The following is an 18,565-nucleotide window of genomic DNA, read 5'->3' as shown; positions in this document are numbered from 1 at the left end:
ATTTAGAAGAAGACCTAGCCTGCTTTCGATTCAACTTGCTGAGTTGACCATTCCACCAGTGTTTCAGGACTGACAGGATTCAGGATTGGATCAAGGAATACAGGCACTGGGCGCTCTGCTTCATCGTTATAACTGGTGGTAAATAAACGAACGCGGTTCAAACAAATTTTGGTATAGGTTGGGCGTAACATGGCAAATTTTTCAGCACGTTCAGCCAACTCTGGATGTTGTTGGTTAAATTCAACAATGCTGTTGGAAATGGTCTGCCAAAAATCCAGTTCTGAATATTCAGGGTAATCTTGCAAGAACACATTACAGATGTAACGGTAATGCACCATGAACAGACCTGTGAAAATAAAATGGCTTAAATCGGCAGCATCGTGGCGCAGTAGTAAATCACCTTCAGATGGCAATTGAGCCAACTCAGGGAAATCTTCATCGACTAAATTGATGTCATCAATAAAGTCTTTTAGTACTAATGCTTTTGGTATTCCATTTTCATGTACCAGCATCGTGTTTTCCCCATGAGGAGAAAATGCTAAGCCGTAGCGATATAGACAAAGTAGTAACGGACTCAGACAGACCCGTGCAAACTGCGCTAACCATGCTAAAGGACTTAAACCTGATGCTTGAATCAACACATTCAGGATAGATTGACCTGAAATATCTCGGTGCAATAACGCAGCTTGAGAAAGTACTTGATGTGAAGGATCCACATAGCGATCGACGCTTTCTCGCCATAGACAACCAAACAACTCTTTAAATTGATATGGTGCACCTTCAATTCGGTCAAAACATGGCTGGTGAATCGTCAAAGTTGCAACTTCACCCAAGAAAATCACACCAGTATTCTGTAAGTCTTGATCCTGTTGATGGATTTGTTTTAACCACGCAGTCACTGCTGGTGCTGCAAGATTACGTTTTGATGGTAATCCACGATAAACAGCCGTATTAAAGATACTGACTGGCAACTTAATGTAATGACGTTGTAAGTTTGATGTGTTGCATAAAGTACGAATCGATTGCATCGGCACATAGCTATCTTGGCTAATGTTGAGCTCAATAATTTTCTGATCCACAATCTCATTGGCATAGGTTGGAACTAGCCATTGGTGCCATTGCCAAGCATGTACTGGAATTAAAAAGTAATTCTGAGGATCCAGATTTTTTTCTTTTAGAACATGAATGAATTGTTCAAGTTCATTCGCATCAAATTCATGCTGATACAGACCACAAGCGTCCCACTGCTCTGTACTGCGGAATTCTGCTAAGTCACGATGTACTGCCAACCAGAGTACTTTGACTTCAGGTGATAATTCTGGCGCAGAACCTAAATAATCATCATAACCAAAGCCCATACGCCCCTTACTCATAATGAGCCAAGGATGCCCACGCAACATACCTTCAACTTTATAGTGTGGTTCAGTTAATACTGCATGACTTGGTAAGCGTGCTTCGTTGAACAAATGCGCTTCTGCTAACCAAGTATTATTCATTTCTTTAATCAAATACGCTTTGGTAAATGGTTTCACATTTGAACTGTCAGACATTGCAACAATAAACTCATACAAATTCCAAGCAGGTTGATCATGCTCATGACCATTACTGACATCACGTACCGAGCCTTCCTGAATGTTCCAATGCCCAAGTAGATATTGATGCCCTTGAAATTCATAACGACGATCTGCAAGCTCTAATTGATAACGCCCCGCAGACAAGGCTTTAACCTCAATAATTTCTTCATATAGAAACTCTGCAATCGCCATTTCAATGAGACGTTGTCCTGCGGCACGCCATTGCTGTTGATTAATTTTTAAGGTCGCAAAGTTCATATCAATTTCTCATAAGTTGAAAGTACAGAAGCAGTTTGTGTACGTGTATTTGCGCAACGACTACTGGTATGTGTGGTAATCGTGCTCTGTTCTGTTTTCTTTAAAATCGGATGGTTTTTACTGACAGTCTTTTCAGCAAGACGATCTTCTGAAAGTCTTTTGTCATCAGCCATTTGAATCTTGGGATTTTGAGCAAGTTCAAAATGCTGGAAGGTCTGCGCCTGCTGACCGAGATCATAAAGTTCGTTCTCAACCAGTTGGTTGATAATCGTTGCTGCACGATACGCACCTAGACCCAAGTCTGGTGTACCTACACCGTGGCTATGCATTTCCTGATTTTGGACAAAAATATTGCCGTTCAGGTGATGGACAACACGATAATCCGCTGAAATTTGCCAACGCTGTTTGTGATCAAATTCGATATAAGGTTTTAACAGCTGCATAAATTTAAAATCAGGCGTGAAGTAACCCGTTGCTGCCACAACAAAATCACAATCAAGATGGAAAGCTTGCGCCGTCGCACGGTGTTGAAAATGTAGTCGAATTTTTTGTGTATCTAATACTTCTGCATCCTTTAAATCACACTGACTATGCAAATGTGTCTGCAAAGTTTGTCCAGCGATACTACGGTGATACAGCCTTTGATAAATTTCGCGAATGGTTTTTGCACTGATTCCTTTATACAACAACGCCTGTTGCTGCAATTGCTGTTCTTTCTTCTCAGCAGGCAAATCATAAAAATGCTGTGCATAGTCTGGGCTAAAGTGCTCTAATCCTAATGGAGCATATTCCATTGGAAAAAAACCTTGTGAACGCGTGAACCAATGCAAATCAAATTGATGATTCGCTTCATCTTGCTGTTCTTTAAACAGATCAATGAAGACTTCAGCTGCGGATTGGCCAGAACCTAATACGACGACATCCCCATTCAAATCTGCATCAGCATGCGTCATATATTGAGCCGAATGTAGGCATTGTTGTGGCCGTTGTTGCTGAACTTTTGCCAAGCATTCAGGTAAATAAGGTACATTTCCACTGCCAATCACCAAGTGACGGCATAAATAACTTTGCTGAATGCCTTCTGATTCTACAAGTACCTTAAAGCCAATCGTTTGAGGTTCGATCTCTAGCACACGGGATTGATATTCAATACACTCCAATTGCTCTGCAACCCATTGGCAGTAATGGTTATACTCGCAACGTGGAATATGTGGCTGCTCTAAAAAGTAAAACTTATATAGACGCTGCTGGTGGCGTAGATAGTTCAAAAAACTAAATGGACTGGTGGGATCAACCATCGATACCAAATCAGCCATAAATGGAACTTGCAGTACCGTATTGGGTAATTGCATGCCTGCATGCCAGTCGAACTGCACCTTTTGCTCGAAAAATACATAATTAAGCGAGCTCTTATTTTGGAGAAGACTGGCAAGACTTAAATTAAATGGCCCTAGACCAATTCCTATAAAATCAAGCATAACTGACATCCTTCTGTGAAATACGCAGTGGATTTGGCAGTTGTACATAGACCGATTGATTTTCAACAGGAGCGATGAGCTCATCTAACTCATGCAAGCGTGTCAACAAATTACCTTTATAAGGTAATGTTGAATTGAATAATAATCCCTGTAATAAAGTACTGTCAGGATATTGCTGTAATTGCTCTTGTAAAAAGCCAGTGAGATGTTCGAGCAGCTCATCTTCTGTGATATAACCCGTTGCACCAATTGCATTGATAATGCCAAATAAGGTATTTCCAAAGAAATAGTAGCTAAAACGTTCATCAACAAAATCTTTTGGACCAACAGCAAACGCTTTTTCTTTCAGTTCAGGCAATGCTTTTAAAATTTCAGTCGCAAATTCTTCAATATAATAAAAGCCTTGGTTATCACGCAGCCACAAGGTTTTTGGGAAATGATTTTCCAACTCTAACAATACATTCTGCTGATGTGACTCAAAAGCCATACCATAACGATGATAGAGATACATCAATGGTTGCAGGCTGACTTCGAGAAAGCGATTAAACCAATCTAAAGCGATCTCTGAAAAATTAGTTTCATGATGCGTTTTGGCAATTTTTGCAAATAAAGCATTAAAACGATTGAGAGATTTACTTGGATGATCTTGGCATAAGGATGCAATACAAGTGACTTGCTGTTGGGGATGGAATGGCTGATCTCGGAAAATACAAATACTTTCATTGACCACTTCATCATCAACTTTTAAAGCAATCCAGGCTGGATCATTGACTGCTTTTAAACTTGGGCATTGTTTTAAAATGTTCTGGCCAAACTCGCTATGCCATAAACGATGCGTAAGTTCACCACGATGACACTCTTTTGCCAAGTTTACGCGGATTGAATTGGTAATCATCACGGATAATGAAGGCTTGACCATCCACGGTGCATTGAAGCTTGCAAGCGTACGAATCGATGTCGTCGGAGAAAATTGCCAACCACGTAAACCTAAATCAACCAATTGAGCTGTTTGTTTCAAACGCTCAAACCAAGGCTTACTTTGTAAATAGCGTGCCTGCCATGGATGCAAAGGCAGTAGTTTATATTCCGTATGCGTTTTTAAAAGGCTCAGATCATTTTCAGATAAATACCATTGCAACGCCGTTTTGAGCTGACTTGAGATCGTTTCATCTGTTGCACTGCCTTCAGAAATATAGTCTTGATGTACCAACCAGTAATGAAGTTGTGTCTTGCCTTTGTGCTCTGGTGAGAACTTTAGCCAATCTTCATGAACAAAACCTGTCCTGCTTTTCGGGGCTGGATGCATACTATGGCCGAGGATTAAAGCTTGCTCTGTTTCTATAAAGTTCTGACCCGCTTTCACCAAGTCATCAAAATCATCTTCACGTTGTAGTAAAAACTGTTGCAGCGCATCTCGACTTTGAATCCACTTTTCGACTAAAGAAGCCGCATCCAATGGAATAGAAGATTCAAAAACCAACTCTTCAAGTAACAGCCCAACAATTGCAACTGGGCTGAATGTCTTGATTTGTCCTTGAATAATAACTTGTGGGAGATCTGCTAAACGGTGCCGTCCAACTCGACTGACATAAGATAAAGGAAAATTACAATGTGCTTGAATAGAATGAATCGGAAGTGATAACAGCGTCAAACCTTGGCTAAACGCTTGTTGTTGTGGACTTTGCTGACTTTTATCTAGCAAGTGACCTTTGCCAGTTTCTTGCGTATATGCATTGACGAAATGTTGCATCGCCAACCGATTGGCAAGTGATTGCATCTGACGGTTTCCTCTTTCAAGAGAGTTAATTTGTTTTTCGAAATGTTTTAGGCCTGAAACATATCTTAAGCACAAGGGAGGTTGTGATTAAGAGTCAGCTAATGATAATTATTATCATTTATATTTTCAATTCAATAATGGAACTCGATAAATGGCAGATAAACAATTGAATCAAATGGCTTTATATGCAGTGTAAGAATAAAAAAGATACAAAAAGATAATAATAATTCTCATTAAATAAAATGATAATTTTTGTATTGGCAATAGCTTTTATAGATTTATAAAATACATAAATAACAACAATTTAAAAAAAGCATTGTCTGTAAAATTTATTTTTTAGTCTAAAAGATCAAAGAAATCTGCACCAAGTAATTTCGCGAGTTGCTGTGGATCAAGACCAATGTCCAGCCCTCTTTTACCACCGCTGACATAAATTTTATCAAATGATTTGGCTGTTGCATCAATCACTGTTTTGAAACGTTTCTTCTGCCCTAATGGGCTAATTCCTCCAACCAAATAGCCAGTTAAACGCTCAGCGTCTTTTGGATTTGCCATTTGTAATTTCTTGCACCCCACTGCTGCTGCAACTTTTTTTAGATTGAGCTGATGATTCACAGGCAAAATTGCGATGAAATAATTTTTTTCATCTGTCACCATCAAGGTTTTAAATACTTCTTCAACATTTAAATTCAACTTTTCTGCTGCTTCTAGCCCGAAACTTTTTGCATTAACATCATGTTCGTACTCATGAATCGAGAATGCTATTTTATTTTTTTCCAATAGTTTACAAGCAGGTGTCATATCAATTCAGTATTTTTGGTTTAGGAATAAAAGTGGGATAAGTGTAGCATTTAAAAATTAAAGATTAAATTTGCTTAGGCTATTTTAGATATAAATATCTCCTTGATAAATGCTGTACCAACCTCATATATTGGCTAAGGTGAAACAAACAGGCTCAATTCTTATATGAGTTATAAGCATAATAATTTAATGGCCATGCGTCAGAATTATTGGGATGATGAGTCATCCAGTACCATACAAGCTGAAAAACAATTTCTAAGAGAAATGTTGGTTGCTGAAGGCATTTTCAAGGATGCGACTTTAGACGACACCAAGTATTTTTTCTTTACACTCCCCAGTATTATTATTGTCAAAGCTTACTCAGTTGGCTTTCACCATAGTGAAGTCAAACGAATGTTAGTGAAGCATATTCATAGCAATCGAGCAGCCTTGATAAGAAAATCTTCACTCAAAATTCAGTTTAAAATTTAGGACATATGTATAGTAAATCTCAAGTAAATGCGAAATATTTACTTAGGCTATTTTCATATCATGGCCCTTTTGCACAAATTTAGACTGATAATTCAAGAGATTGAACTTTTTTAATACGTTCAAAAGCTGTAATATCCGCTACAATTCAAGTCTCGGCTTTTAACTCTCCGGTTTCAGCATAGGATTTTTCTTTCATGTCAGATCAGAACGATAAGCTTAAGAATCTAAAAACCTCATCGGTAGATCGTCGCTTATCTATTGCAAAAGCTTCTTTACTTGCTGGAACTCGTTGGGCGACTGCAAATGCCACTTCTCTTTTCTCAAGCGAAGAAGAAAAAGAGAAGAAACGTAAAAAAGCCATGGCTGAACAGGCACATTATTTAGTTTCTGAAATAGGGAAATTAAAAGGTTCAATCGTGAAGATTGGGCAAATGATGGCTTTATATGGTGAACATTTTTTACCTGAAGAAATTACACAAGCTTTAAATACGCTTAACAATCAAACTGTTGCACTAGCTTGGCCTGCAATCAAAGCACATTTACAAGAACAGTTAGGTTCAAAATTAGATGAGCTCACCATTGATCATGAGCCAATCGGAACCGCTTCACTCGCTCAGGTGCACCGTGCAACACGTAAATCTGATGGTCTTGAGCTAGTACTTAAAATTCAATATCCAGGTGTTGCCGAAGCGATTGATTCAGACATGAATCTTTTTAAAAACATGCTGAAATTGACACGTATGGTGCCGCAAACTCGTGAATTTGATCAGTGGTTTGATGAAGTTCGAGAAATGATGCATCGTGAAGTCGATTACGGCATTGAAGCTGCGACCACACGTCGTTTTGCTGAACGTTTAAAAGATGATCCGCGTTACATCGTGCCTCAGATTGTTGATGAGTTCTGTGCTGAAAAAATACTGTGCATGACCTTTGAGCGTGGTGTTCCTGTGAATAGTCCCGTCATGCTTTCTCTACCTCAAGAACGTCGTAACCAGTTAGGTGAAGCTTCTTTGGAGATTGCAGTACGTGAATTATTTGAATGGGGCGAAATGCAGACCGATCCGAACTTTGGGAATTACCTCGTTCGTTTAGGCGATGGCAATGACGTGAAAGACAAAATTGTTTTACTCGACTTTGGTGCGATTCGCCAATTCGATAACAATTTACTGACTGTAGCGCGTAACCTGATTCATGCAGGTTATGATCATGACAAAAATGCAATGGTTAAAGCCATGACGGGCTATGAATTCTTCGATGGCATGCCTGAAAGTGTTAAACCTGGTATGGCGGATGTATTCCTGATTGCCACCGAAGCATTTAGCTGCCCGAGCAACAATCCAGATATGCCTGTGGGTATTATGGATGATCAAGACCGCTATGACTGGAAAAAAAGCCAATTACACAGCCGTGTCATGCAGCAAGCAGGACAATCCATGGCTTCTCGCTATTTTTCAGTCCCACCTAAAGAATTTATGTTTATCAGCCGTAAATTCATTGGTGCTTATACCTTCATGACCGTAATTGATGCAAAAACCAATGTCCGCAAAATGATTCCTCAATTTGCTTAAAACAGCGATATTTTGAATCTTTTAAAAGACCTGCCCAAATCATTGTGCAGGTCTTTTTCGTTTCTGTATGAAGCTACCTTATGAGTTAAAACTTATCCAAAACGATACAAGACTTAAGCACAAGTTTCTGACACTGATTGAATTTCATAAGGTAAACCGACATAGTTTTCTGCCAACGTGGTCTTGCCTGCAGTTGAACCAAGAATATAGCTTAGCTCGGCCTGTTTAATTTTATGCTCAAACTCCGTTTCGGTTTCAAAACGATGTAACAAGTGCGTCATCCACCAGGAAAAGCGTTCAGCCTTCCAAACTCGCTGTAAGCATTTTTCCGAATATTGATCAATACCTTGATCTGAGCCTTCAATATAATATTCAACCAATGCACTTGATAGATAGGCAATATCTGACGCTGCTAAATTCAGCCCTTTTGCGCCTGTAGGCGGCACAATATGTGCTGCGTCTCCCGCTAAAAACATTTTCCCAAAGCGCATAGGTTCAGTTACAAAACTACGTAACGGTGCGATACTTTTTTCAATAGATACACCAGTAATCAACTTTTCCCGGCTTTCAATATCTAAACGGCATTTTAGTTCGTCCCAGAACCGTTCATCCGACCAATCTTCGACCCGATCAGTCAATGGAACTTGTAAATAATAACGGCTACGGGTTTCTGAACGCATACTACACAGCGCAAAACCGCGTTCCGACTGAACATAAATCAACTCATCCGCAACGGGTGGCACATCAGCCAATATCCCCAGCCAGCCAAATGGATAGACTTTTTCAAAGGTTTTAATTTTATCTGCTGGAACACTGGCACGGCAGATACCATGATAGCCATCACAACCTGCAATAAAGTCACAGTGAATTTGAATCGCCTTGCCCTGATACTCAAAATGAACCTGCGGTGCGCCATAAAAATCTTTCACCTGCACATTTTCCGCTTCATAGAACGATGTGAGCTGTGCAGCCTCACGTGCAGCCTCACGTGCAGTCATCAAGTCTTTGGTGACTTCTGTCTGCCCATAGACTGTGACTTGTTTACCGCCTGTAAGCGCAGATAAATCAACGCGATGCTTCTGTCCGTTGGTGAGTATCTCAATTCCTGAATGAGGTAGTCCTCTCTCTTTTAAGTGTTGGTCTACACCTGCCTGTTTGAGTAAATCAACTGATACTTGCTCTAAAATTCCAGCACGAATACGCGAGGCTACATACTCAGCGCTGCGTTGCTCAATGACGATATGTTCAATGCCTGCTTTATAGAGAAGTTGCCCCAGCAATAATCCAGCAGGCCCTGCACCAATAATCGCAACTTGTGTTGTTAAAGTCTCCATGACTTCATCCTTGTACTGTCCTGACTTTTAAACTACTGCTTTTATATTCTGTATACGATGTATCCAAATTGAAAATATCCGTTTATCATTCAATTTGTCCGAATAGCGGACAAAATCAAAATAACTGTCAGAAAAGATGGCCCTATGGATACTTTTTTAGAGCACCCAAGTTCACATGAACGTATTCGTCAGGAAGACTATATTGCAGGTTTAGCAAAAGGTCTGGCTTTACTTGAAGCTTTTGGAATTGATCGTCAGCGTCTGAATGTCACACAAGTGGCAGAGCGCACAGGGATTAGTCGAACCGCAGCAAGAAGGCATTTAAAAACCTTAAAATACTTAGGCTATTTGGAAACAGACGAGCACTATTTTTGGCTGACCCACCGGGTGTTAAGGCTTTCAAGCTCTTATCTCAGTTCTGCTCATTTGCCTAAAATCGCTCAGTCTTTCCTGAATCTGCTGTGTGCCCAGACCACTTTAACATTCTCTTTAGTGGTCTTAGATGATAATGAAGTTGTGCCCATCGCTCGAAGTTATCTTCCTCAACAGGATAATTTGCGGGTCAGCCCCTATGGCATGCATTTAGGCAATCGCTTGCCTGCACATGCAACGTCGACAGGAAAGGTTTTACTGGCAGCACTCTCCGAACAAGCACAACATGAGTGGATCAAAAGCTATGGACTAAAACGGTTAACTCCTTTCACTATACTGGATGAACCAATGTTTTTAGACGTATTAAAAACGATTTCACGATCAGATTATTGTCTCTCCAAGGAAGAACATGAACTGGGTGTGATTGCGATTGCAGTGCCTGTGCTAAATGCTCAGGGAAAAGCAATTGCTGCGCTCAATTGCATGTCTCAAACCAATCGTGTACAGCAAGATTATTTGATTGAGCAAATTTTACCGCTGCTACGCAACACAGCCAACGAACTTCGCAATGTGATTTAAAAATTAAGCGTTAAAATTTTTATCACCTTGCCCTCTTCATTTTTGCTGTTGCAATATACGAAATGCGACCTAAAAAGCATTCATAAACAATTTAGGCATTTGATAGTAATTTTTTAAACATAACGGGACATTTTTAAAATTTAGACAAGAAAAATCGATAAAGTAATATCTAAATAGATATCAAATCCTTATACACACTCAGCATTTTTAAAAGCCAATTTCCCCAGTAAAGATGGTTCGAAATAATTTGACAAGAAATTTAAAACATAATACATATAGTTTTATATGTTATATTTTAAAACCTAAAGACAAGGAATGGACAATGTCTAAAATTCAACTGAAACACTTTATTGACGGCGAATATGTAGTGGCAAAAGGAAACGAATACTTTGATCTTGTCAGTCCTGTGACAGGACAAATCTACGCAGAATCACCCAATGCAACTGAAGCCGAAGTAGATGCAGCGTATGCAGCAGCAAAACAAGCGTTTAAGATTTGGGGACGCAGCACACCGGCAGTTCGCCAAAAAGCCTTACTTGATTTAGCAGATGCCGTTGAAGCAAATGCTGATCGTTTAGTTGAGGCGCAAAGCCGTAATACTGGACAACTTAAGCATCTGATTGCTTCTGAAGAAGTTGCTGTTTCTGCAAATCAAATTCGTTTCTTTGCTGGTGCTGCACGTTTACTCAATGGTTCTGCTACAGGTGAATATCTAGATGGCTTAACCTCAAGTATTCGACGTGAACCTGTTGGCGTTGTCGGTCAGGTTACCCCATGGAATTATCCTTTGATGATGGCTGTCTGGAAAATCGCGCCTGCTTTGGCGGCTGGGAATACTGTCGTTTTAAAACCAAGTGATACAACACCTGAAAGTACCCTGCTTCTGGCAGAAATTGCAGCACCATTTTTCCCTAAAGGCGCTTTCAATGTGGTTTTAGGTCGTGCTGATGCTGGCTCTAAAGTGGTATCACACAAGACACCTGCTCTGGTGTCTATTACAGGTTCAGTTCGTGCAGGTTTACAGGTTGCTGCATCAGCTGCGGCCAACTTAGCCAAAGCACACCTCGAATTAGGTGGAAAAGCACCAGTCTTGGTCTTTGCAGATGCAGATATCGATAAAGCGGTTGAAATGATCGCATTGACTGGTTTCTTCAATGCAGGACAAGACTGTACCGCAGCTACACGTGTCATCGTAGAAGAATCTATTCATGATGCATTTTTAGCAAAACTGATCACTGCTGCAAAAAATACACGCTTTGGTGAGCCTGATGACCAAGATGCACTTTATGGTCCATTAAATAATGCCAATCAACTTAAAAATGTACAGACATTCATTGAAAAATTACCTGCACATGCCAAAGTCGAAACTGGCGGCAAACATGCCAATCGTCCAGGTTTTTATTTTGAAGCAACTGTAATTAGTGGTTTACAGCAACAGGATGACGCCATTCAAAACGAAATTTTTGGCCCAGTGATCACGGTTCAAAAATTTAAAGATGAAGACGATGCTGTGGAAAAAGCCAATGATATTGAATATGGCCTAGCTTCAAGTGTCTGGACAACGAACCACGCACGTGCGACTCGTTTATCTCGTGAACTGGATTTTGGTACAGTCTGGGTCAATACACATATCCCTTTAGCGGCAGAAATGCCACACGGCGGTTTCAAAAAATCAGGATATGGAAAAGATTTATCAGGTTATGGATTTGAAGAATACACGCGCATCAAGCATGTCATGAGTTCAAATGAATAATAAAAACAGAAGCAAATAGGAGCATAGAATGGATACTCAGGAAGCCAAACGCTTTGTTAGCAAGGCTCATCATGTCTTGTTTAATTTACATGATCCCCGAGCTCTAGATCTTTATTTTTCAAAAGATTTTATTGAACATTCGCCTTTAGTTGCCGATGGTCTGGCAGGTCTGCGTCAACTGATCCAAGATTGCCCGCAGATCCAGCATGAAGCAATTCGTGTACTCGGTGATGGCGATCTGGTGGCAATCCACGGTCGTTTTCACGGACTAGATGAAACGCCATTGGTTGGATTTGATATTTATCGTGTTAAAGATGACAAGATCGTTGAGCATTGGGATGGCTTGGTGACTGAAGCACAGCCGAATATCAGCGGTCGTACCCAACTAGATGGTCCGACTGAGATTGATGACAGTGCTGATTGTGAAGCAAACCGCAATGTCATTCGTGCTTTTTTTCAAAAGGCCTTGATTGACGGAGAATATGAGGCCTTCAGAACCTATACTGATGGCGATCATTTCCTGCAACATAGTCCAGATATTGGTGACGGTGTAAATTCCGTTATTGATTTCCTGAACAAAATCCGTAATGAAGGACAAGGTTTGGTATACTCCAAAACTCATCGAAGCATTGCCGATGGTCAGTTTGTACTGACCCATTCTGAAGGCACAATCGCAGGAAACCGACACGCCTATTTTGAATTATGGCGTCTCGAAAATGGCAAAATTGCTGAACTCTGGGATGCTATACCTGCTGTTCCAGAAGATGAAAAGGCAATACACAATTTTGGCGTGTTTTAAGCCATGATCCGTATCATTAAGCGAAGTGATTAAACTTCGCTTTTAGAGAACTAGCTATGTCAGCATATACGATAATCTTTGCACCGATCACACAGTCAACCCGCTCTGAACAGGTGGTTGAACGTTTGGAGAATGCGATTATCTCAGGACTGCTCAAAAGTCAGGAACAGCTTCCGAATGAAGCTGACTTAGCGCGTTTAATGGGTGTTTCACCTATCACGGTACGTGAAGCTTTAACAACTTTACGTGTCAAAGGTTTAATTGATACTCGACGTGGTCGGAATGGTGGCAGTTTTGTTTGTGAATTACCTGCTGATTTACGTTTAAGTCTGCATCCTTTGCGTCAGGCATCAACAGAGTATCTGGCAGATTTAGGCGAGTTCCATAGTGCGATTTTAAGTCATAGTGCATATCTGGCTTGTCAAAGAACAAGCGATGCTGAACTTGAGAAAATTAGCACATTGATTGAACAATTTAATCAAGCTCGTGAGGCAGATATCCGTGCTCAGTTAGATTTACGTTGTTTACTGAGCTTGACTTCTTTTGCACAGTCAGCACGACTGGCAAATCAAGAACTCGCTTTACAGGCAGAATGGGCCCCACTTATTGCTGTTTTATACCAAAATGATGGATTTCATCAGGCTGTGGTAGATCAATACAATAAAATTTTGTCATCATTGACTCAGGGAAATGGAGATGAAGCCGTGTTACAAACGAGAAAAATCATTTCCATGCAAACCGATCAAATGCTGCAATATAAATTATCGATCAATTAAAAAAATAACCAAGGGATAATCAACGCATTGATTGCAAGCATATGGAATTTTAGGAGTTATAGGAATGACCCAACTTGCATATATAGAAGAGCTTCAACAGCTACTTCAGCACATAACAGATGAAACGACTTCTCTTGCAGAGATCCTCGCAGATAAAACCAGTCAGATTTTATCTAAGCATAAAACTGCAAAAACCAAAGACATCAAACTTTCCACGACAGAGCGTAAAGCACTGCAACAGGAAATAAAAACTGCGCTTCATCAAAGCCAGTATAGTCAAGGCATGGGATTTGCCAGTTATAGTCCTGCAACCAGTACAGAGCAAGAATACTGGACACTGGAATGGTGGTATAAAAAGGAAAATCAATTACAACAGGCACAACTAGAGAACTATCAAAACGCGCAACGTTTTTTAGATTTCCGGACTTTTGAATGGTTCCAGCAACCTGCCGAAAATAAACAACCTGGTTTTTATGGTCCCTATGTCGATTACATCTGTAATGGTGCTTATACCATTACCATGGCTCATCCCGTGATGATTGGTGAGCAGTTTATCGGTGTGATTGCGATTGATGTTCTGGTCTCGGCATTAGAGAAAGTTCTGCTTCCAAAACTTAAAAACATCCAACAAAAAGCAGTCATTACCAACAACACAGCTCGTGTTATTACCTCAAATGACATCAGTATCAGAACTGGCACTTTGTTGAAGAACTTAACGAGCAAACACGCAAGTGCTCTCCCCAATCAGTCTTTAAGGTTGGTGGTGATTTAGCGTTCTCTCGCTCTGAATTAAACGCTTAACCTTCTCTTTCTCATAAGTTTCTTCTTTTTGGCTTGTCAATATAAGCCAAGGGAGTTTTTTGCCTAAAAATTACAAGTTTTTCTGGATAGAAAAGCGCAATAAATCAGGTTGAAGGAATATGGAACAAGAATCTGTCTCTCTCAAAAAGCTTTCTTTATGGCAAGTCACTGTGATCGGTATTGCCTACATGACCCCAATGACCGTATTTGATACCTTTGGCATTGTTTCAGGAATTACCAATGGTCATGTCCCGCTGGCTTACTTATTGGCACTCACCACGATGCTATTAACTGCTTTTAGTTATGCTCGCTTTAGTAAGCACTCAGAAAAATCGGGTTCTGCCTATAGTTACACCACGGAAAGTATTGGCCCTAAAAGTGGTCTATTCGTCGGTTGGTGTACCTTACTTGATTATTTATTATTGCCTTTAATTAACGTTCTACTTGCAGCCATTTATTTAACAGCACTGATCCCAAGTGTTCCCTACTGGTTTTGGGTCATTGTCTCTGCAGGTCTAGTGACTTTGGTGAATTGCTTCCGTATTCGTTTGCTCGCCAACATTAGCCTAATTTTTGTATTTGCCCCGATTATTCTGATGATTATTTTCGTGTATTTAGTGATTCAAGGCATTGGAAGTACACAAGGTTATGAATATGTACTCACCTTAAATCCTTTATGGCATGGTCAACAGGAATTGCTACCTTTGGTTGCAGGAGCCTCGGTACTTTGCTTTTCCTTCTTAGGTTTTGATGCAGTCACAACACTTTCAAACGAAACCCAAAATCCTACCAAAACCATTCCTTATGCGGTTCTTCTCACCACACTTTTTGGTGGCATGATTTTCTTTACCGCGTCATGGTTTATTCAGCTTTATTATCCAAGCAATATCCGTTTTCATCATCCGTCAGAAGCATTGCCTGAAATTGTTCTTTATGTGGGTGGTGCCTTATTTCAGTCCATCTTTTTATGTGGCCAAATTATGAATACGGTTGCTTCAGGTCTTGCTTCGCATGCCAGTGCATCACGTTTACTCTATATCATGGGCAAAGATAATATTTTTCCCAAAAAGTATTTTGGAACACTCCATGCCACCTTAGGTACGCCATTTTTCTCGGTATTATTTGTTGGATTGATTTCACTAAGTGCTATTTTCTTAAACCTTGCACAAGTGATTAGCTTGATTAGCTTTGGTGCACTGGTGGCATTTACCGCGGTCAACCTATCCGTTTTCGTCAAGTTTTATGTTAGAGAAAAGCAACGTTCAGGATTTAAAAACAAGTTTTTCAATCTCTTTTTACCGCTTATTTCAGTCATCAGTATTTTGTGTCTTTGGATCAATCTAGATTCATCAGCCTTAAAATTTGGAAGCTGTTGGCTGGCTATTGGTATACTGGTATTTATTTACAAGTTAATGAAAAAACAGAATATTACCTTGACCAACACATGCTGAGTTCTTCATAAAAATAAACTGCATCAGCTATTTGCCCCTTAACAGGAAGGAGCAAATAAGTGCATAGATACAACTCTAAAGTAGCGATCAACTTCTCAACAATGCTTATACTGCAATTTTGATAATTGGCTTAAGTGTAATACCAGCATGACTATCTCTTGCAGCCTGATTCATTTCTTCAAAAGCATAAAATTTTACTAACTTATCAAAAGGAAATTTGCCTTGCAAAAATAATGTTCCCAGCTCAGGAATAAATTTCTTCGGTGCCCCACTTCCTTCAACCACGCCCAAGATTGTTTTACCTCCAAGTAACAGATCATTGACATCAAATTGGGCTAAAGTGCCCAAAGGCGGGGCTCCAACTACCGCTATTTTCCCTAAAATGCCTAAGGCATCAATCCCTGTTTTTAATATCTCTGGTCGGCCTGTGGATTCGAGTGCAAAATTTGCACCTCCTTGGGTAATTTCCTGAATCACTGCAACAGGATCTTGAGTTTTACTATTGATGACGTGGGTCGCACCCAATTCTTCAGCCAGTTTCAGTCGGGACTCCACAATATCGACCGCAATAATCGTGGAAGCCCCACATATCTTAGCTGCCAATAATGCACTTAATCCAACTGCCCCCGCTCCCCATGTGACAAAACTACTTGCTGGCGTTACCTTCAAGGCATTCATAGCGGCGCCAGCACCTGTTTGTATCCCGCAACCCAGAGGCCCTAACAACTCAATAGGTGCATCTTTTGACACTCGAACTGCATTGTTTTCTCTCGTTAGAGCATGTGTCGCAAAAGAAGACTGGGAAAAGAAGTGATCATGTACTACTTCGTGATCATGGGTACAAATTGCATTGTTCCCTTGCAAATCTGCACCACCAAAATTACGCGCAAAAAATTCAGAACAATATGCTGGGTTTCCAGTATTACATTGAGTACATTTGCCACAATAACCATACGTCAGTACGACGTGATCACCGACCTTTAAATCAGTCACATTCGGGCCAATTGCCTCAATGACCCCAGATCCTTCATGTCCTAAAACCGCAGGCAAAGGAACAGGATAGTATTGATCACGTACAATCAAATCGGTATGGCACATTCCTGTCGCTACAATTTTAACTAAGACCTCATCATTTTGAGGTTGACGTATTTTAAGGGGTTGTAACTCAAAATCCGCCCCCTTGCATTCTGTCACAGCCGCGATAATTTCTTTATAAACTGATGTATTTTCCATTTTCAACTTCCTGTTAAATATCATTATGATGGTATTAGAATGGGTAATGTGGTGCTTGCACCTGAATCGTCATCCATTGCCATTGGGTAAACTCATCTGCATTTGCAGGTCCGCCAATCCGCGTACCATTGCCTGAAGCGCCAAACCCACCAAATGGATTGACGGTTTCATCATTTACAGTTTGATCATTAATATGCAATAGACCGACATTGAGTTGTTGCCCAAGCTGTATGGCGCGACCAACATTGGCGGTGATAATCCCCGCAGAAAGCCCATAATCACCGTCATTTGCAAGTTCAATGGCTTGTTCATCTGTTGAAAAAGGAATCAGAACGGCGACTGGGCCAAAAATTTCTTCTGAAAAAATCGGATTGTCTTGCTTTACATCAGCCAATACCGTTGGCTCAAAGAATACGCCATTTGCCTGCCCACCTACTTCCAGTTTTGCACCGTGCGCAATCGCATCCTTCACCAACTGTTCAACACGTTGCGATTGCTTGGCATTTATCAGAGGACCAATCGTAACATCAGTATTTAAAGGATTACCCACCACAAAATTCTTTACCTTTTCAATAACGCGCTGTTTAACTTGCTGATAAATCTTTTCCTGAATCAAGATTTTCCCAGAAGTCATACAAATTTGACCTGAATGTAAAAAAGCTCCCCAAGCAATATTCTCAGCCGCCAATTCAATATCTGCATCATCCAGAACAATGAGTGAGTTTTTTCCACCTAATTCAAGCGATACTTTTTTCAGCGTTTTAGCTGCATTGGCACCTACAATACGACCAACATGAGTTGAACCAGTAAATTGGATACTGGCAATATTTTTGTCCAATGTCAGTGCCTCACCCACTTCTGCACCACCAGGTAGTACATGCAGCAGCCCCTGAGGTAAACCTGCCAATTCAAAAATTCTGGCAATTGAATAACCACTACAAACTGCGGTTCGCTCATCGGGTTTCAGTACCACAGCATTGCCTAGGGCTAAGGCAGGAGCAACCGCACGCAACGCAAGATAAAGCGGGAAATTAAATGGCGAAATCACACCAACCACACCCAAAGGAACTCGCTTGGCCAGACTCAGTTTTCCTGTTGCAGTTGGCAACAAGGCCCCCTGATCTGCGGCAGGTAAACCAATGCAATTTTTTAATACTTGAATCGAGATATTGACCTCAAATCCTGCTTTGAGCTGTAACGAACCACTTTCTTTTACCAACCACTCAATGATTTCGGCCTGATGTTCTGTCAGAATCTGGACTGCCCGTTCAAACACAGCCTGACGTTCTTGGTAACTCAATGCCCACCATTGCTTTTGTGCAACCTTGGCTTGCTGCGCCGCATCAACCACATCTATCGCAGATGCATAACCGATCTGACCTAAAGATTCGCCTGTCGCGACTTCAACCACTTGATAACCGTTTTTGGCCAATTGCCATGCACCACGAAATAATTTTTGATCCCAAATTTCTTTTGTTAAAATAGACATATGAACCTCGTTGTGTTTACTGAATAAATACGTTTATTTTTAAGCTAATTT

General features: G+C 40.5%; 15 protein-coding genes. 8 read left to right on the top strand and 7 right to left on the bottom strand.

All coding sequences use genetic code 11. The features are described 5' to 3' along the window. Positions 1-14: 14 nt before the first annotated feature. From F887_RS09585 to ybaK, 4 genes are all read right to left on the bottom strand, one after another. Positions 15-1,832: an IucA/IucC family protein gene (locus tag F887_RS09585; protein ID WP_005293849.1), complete on the bottom strand. Its 1,818-nt coding sequence runs from the start codon at positions 1,830-1,832 to the stop codon at positions 15-17. Continuing rightward, entirely contained in the window at positions 1,829-3,310 is a 1,482-nt protein-coding gene (locus F887_RS09590; protein ID WP_005293845.1) for a lysine N(6)-hydroxylase/L-ornithine N(5)-oxygenase family protein, read from the bottom strand. The genes F887_RS09585 and F887_RS09590 overlap by 4 nt, the downstream gene beginning before the upstream one ends. After that, the gene (locus tag F887_RS09595) at positions 3,303-5,087 is read right to left on the bottom strand and encodes an IucA/IucC family protein (RefSeq protein ID WP_005293841.1); all 1,785 of its coding nucleotides are present in this window, start codon (positions 5,085-5,087) and stop codon (positions 3,303-3,305) included. The genes F887_RS09590 and F887_RS09595 overlap by 8 nt, the downstream gene beginning before the upstream one ends. A gap of 336 nt (positions 5,088-5,423) precedes the next feature. Then, entirely contained in the window at positions 5,424-5,888 is a 465-nt protein-coding gene (ybaK, locus tag F887_RS09600) for a Cys-tRNA(Pro) deacylase (RefSeq protein WP_005293838.1), read from the bottom strand. Positions 5,889-6,053: 165 nt separating this feature from the next. On the opposite strand from ybaK, the gene F887_RS09605 reads away from it, so the two are divergent. Both F887_RS09605 and F887_RS09610 read left to right on the top strand, forming a co-directional pair. Further along, positions 6,054-6,359 (top strand): hypothetical protein, encoded by a 306-nt coding sequence (locus F887_RS09605; protein ID WP_005152732.1) that lies wholly within the window; start codon positions 6,054-6,056, stop codon positions 6,357-6,359. Positions 6,360-6,553: 194 nt separating this feature from the next. Continuing rightward, positions 6,554-7,927: an ABC1 kinase family protein gene (locus F887_RS09610; protein ID WP_005293835.1), complete on the top strand. Its 1,374-nt coding sequence runs from the start codon at positions 6,554-6,556 to the stop codon at positions 7,925-7,927. Positions 7,928-8,040: 113 nt separating this feature from the next. On the opposite strand, the gene pobA is transcribed toward F887_RS09610, so the two are convergent. Next, the gene (gene pobA / locus F887_RS09615) at positions 8,041-9,261 is read right to left on the bottom strand and encodes a 4-hydroxybenzoate 3-monooxygenase (protein ID WP_005293832.1); all 1,221 of its coding nucleotides are present in this window, start codon (positions 9,259-9,261) and stop codon (positions 8,041-8,043) included. A gap of 144 nt (positions 9,262-9,405) precedes the next feature. Between pobA and pobR the strand changes: the two genes are divergently transcribed. The 6 genes from pobR (at position 9,406) to F887_RS09645 (ending at position 15,792) form a co-directional block, all read left to right on the top strand. Further along, positions 9,406-10,212, top strand: coding sequence for an IclR family transcriptional regulator PobR (gene pobR / locus F887_RS09620; RefSeq protein WP_005293830.1), 807 nt, complete (start codon positions 9,406-9,408; stop codon positions 10,210-10,212). Positions 10,213-10,534: 322 nt separating this feature from the next. Beyond that, positions 10,535-11,965: a gamma-aminobutyraldehyde dehydrogenase gene (locus tag F887_RS09625; protein WP_005293827.1), complete on the top strand. Its 1,431-nt coding sequence runs from the start codon at positions 10,535-10,537 to the stop codon at positions 11,963-11,965. 28 nt (positions 11,966-11,993) lie between these two features. Continuing rightward, positions 11,994-12,764: a nuclear transport factor 2 family protein gene (locus F887_RS09630; RefSeq protein WP_005293826.1), complete on the top strand. Its 771-nt coding sequence runs from the start codon at positions 11,994-11,996 to the stop codon at positions 12,762-12,764. A gap of 56 nt (positions 12,765-12,820) precedes the next feature. After that, entirely contained in the window at positions 12,821-13,540 is a 720-nt protein-coding gene (locus F887_RS09635) for a FadR/GntR family transcriptional regulator (protein WP_005293822.1), read from the top strand. Positions 13,541-13,604: 64 nt separating this feature from the next. Beyond that, entirely contained in the window at positions 13,605-14,312 is a 708-nt protein-coding gene (locus F887_RS09640) for a PDC sensor domain-containing protein (RefSeq protein WP_005293821.1), read from the top strand. 148 nt (positions 14,313-14,460) lie between these two features. Beyond that, a complete protein-coding gene (locus tag F887_RS09645; RefSeq protein ID WP_005293818.1) occupies positions 14,461-15,792 on the top strand; it encodes an APC family permease in 1,332 nt (443 codons plus the stop codon). Between the two features lie 105 nt (positions 15,793-15,897). On the opposite strand, the gene F887_RS09650 is transcribed toward F887_RS09645, so the two are convergent. Together F887_RS09650 and F887_RS09655 are read right to left on the bottom strand one after the other, a co-directional pair. After that, complete coding sequence (locus tag F887_RS09650; protein ID WP_005293815.1) at positions 15,898-17,025, bottom strand: NAD(P)-dependent alcohol dehydrogenase; 1,128 nt, start codon at positions 17,023-17,025, stop codon at positions 15,898-15,900. Between the two features lie 34 nt (positions 17,026-17,059). Further along, positions 17,060-18,514, bottom strand: coding sequence for a benzaldehyde dehydrogenase (locus F887_RS09655; protein ID WP_005293813.1), 1,455 nt, complete (start codon positions 18,512-18,514; stop codon positions 17,060-17,062). Between the last annotated feature and the right edge of the window lie 51 nt (positions 18,515-18,565).

Source organism: Acinetobacter sp. NIPH 2100, from assembly GCF_000369805.1.
Taxonomy (GTDB): domain Bacteria; phylum Pseudomonadota; class Gammaproteobacteria; order Pseudomonadales; family Moraxellaceae; genus Acinetobacter.
Note: the sequence above shows the minus strand (reverse complement) of the source record. Positions and strands in the feature narration are given on the sequence as shown.

Excerpts from the sequence above, each read along its gene's own strand:
- F887_RS09585 (WP_005293849.1), bottom strand. The coding sequence starts at position 1,832 with ATGAACTTTGCGACCTTAAAAATTAATCAACAGCAATGGCGTGCCGCA.
- F887_RS09590 (WP_005293845.1), bottom strand. The coding sequence starts at position 3,310 with ATGCTTGATTTTATAGGAATTGGTCTAGGGCCATTTAATTTAAGTCTT.
- F887_RS09595 (WP_005293841.1), bottom strand. The coding sequence starts at position 5,087 with ATGCAATCACTTGCCAATCGGTTGGCGATGCAACATTTCGTCAATGCA.
- ybaK (WP_005293838.1), bottom strand. The coding sequence starts at position 5,888 with ATGACACCTGCTTGTAAACTATTGGAAAAAAATAAAATAGCATTCTCG.
- F887_RS09605 (WP_005152732.1), top strand. The coding sequence starts at position 6,054 with ATGAGTTATAAGCATAATAATTTAATGGCCATGCGTCAGAATTATTGG.
- F887_RS09610 (WP_005293835.1), top strand. The coding sequence starts at position 6,554 with ATGTCAGATCAGAACGATAAGCTTAAGAATCTAAAAACCTCATCGGTA.
- pobA (WP_005293832.1), bottom strand. The coding sequence starts at position 9,261 with ATGGAGACTTTAACAACACAAGTTGCGATTATTGGTGCAGGGCCTGCT.
- pobR (WP_005293830.1), top strand. The coding sequence starts at position 9,406 with ATGGATACTTTTTTAGAGCACCCAAGTTCACATGAACGTATTCGTCAG.
- F887_RS09625 (WP_005293827.1), top strand. The coding sequence starts at position 10,535 with ATGTCTAAAATTCAACTGAAACACTTTATTGACGGCGAATATGTAGTG.
- F887_RS09630 (WP_005293826.1), top strand. The coding sequence starts at position 11,994 with ATGGATACTCAGGAAGCCAAACGCTTTGTTAGCAAGGCTCATCATGTC.
- F887_RS09635 (WP_005293822.1), top strand. The coding sequence starts at position 12,821 with ATGTCAGCATATACGATAATCTTTGCACCGATCACACAGTCAACCCGC.
- F887_RS09640 (WP_005293821.1), top strand. The coding sequence starts at position 13,605 with ATGACCCAACTTGCATATATAGAAGAGCTTCAACAGCTACTTCAGCAC.
- F887_RS09645 (WP_005293818.1), top strand. The coding sequence starts at position 14,461 with ATGGAACAAGAATCTGTCTCTCTCAAAAAGCTTTCTTTATGGCAAGTC.
- F887_RS09650 (WP_005293815.1), bottom strand. The coding sequence starts at position 17,025 with ATGGAAAATACATCAGTTTATAAAGAAATTATCGCGGCTGTGACAGAA.
- F887_RS09655 (WP_005293813.1), bottom strand. The coding sequence starts at position 18,514 with ATGTCTATTTTAACAAAAGAAATTTGGGATCAAAAATTATTTCGTGGT.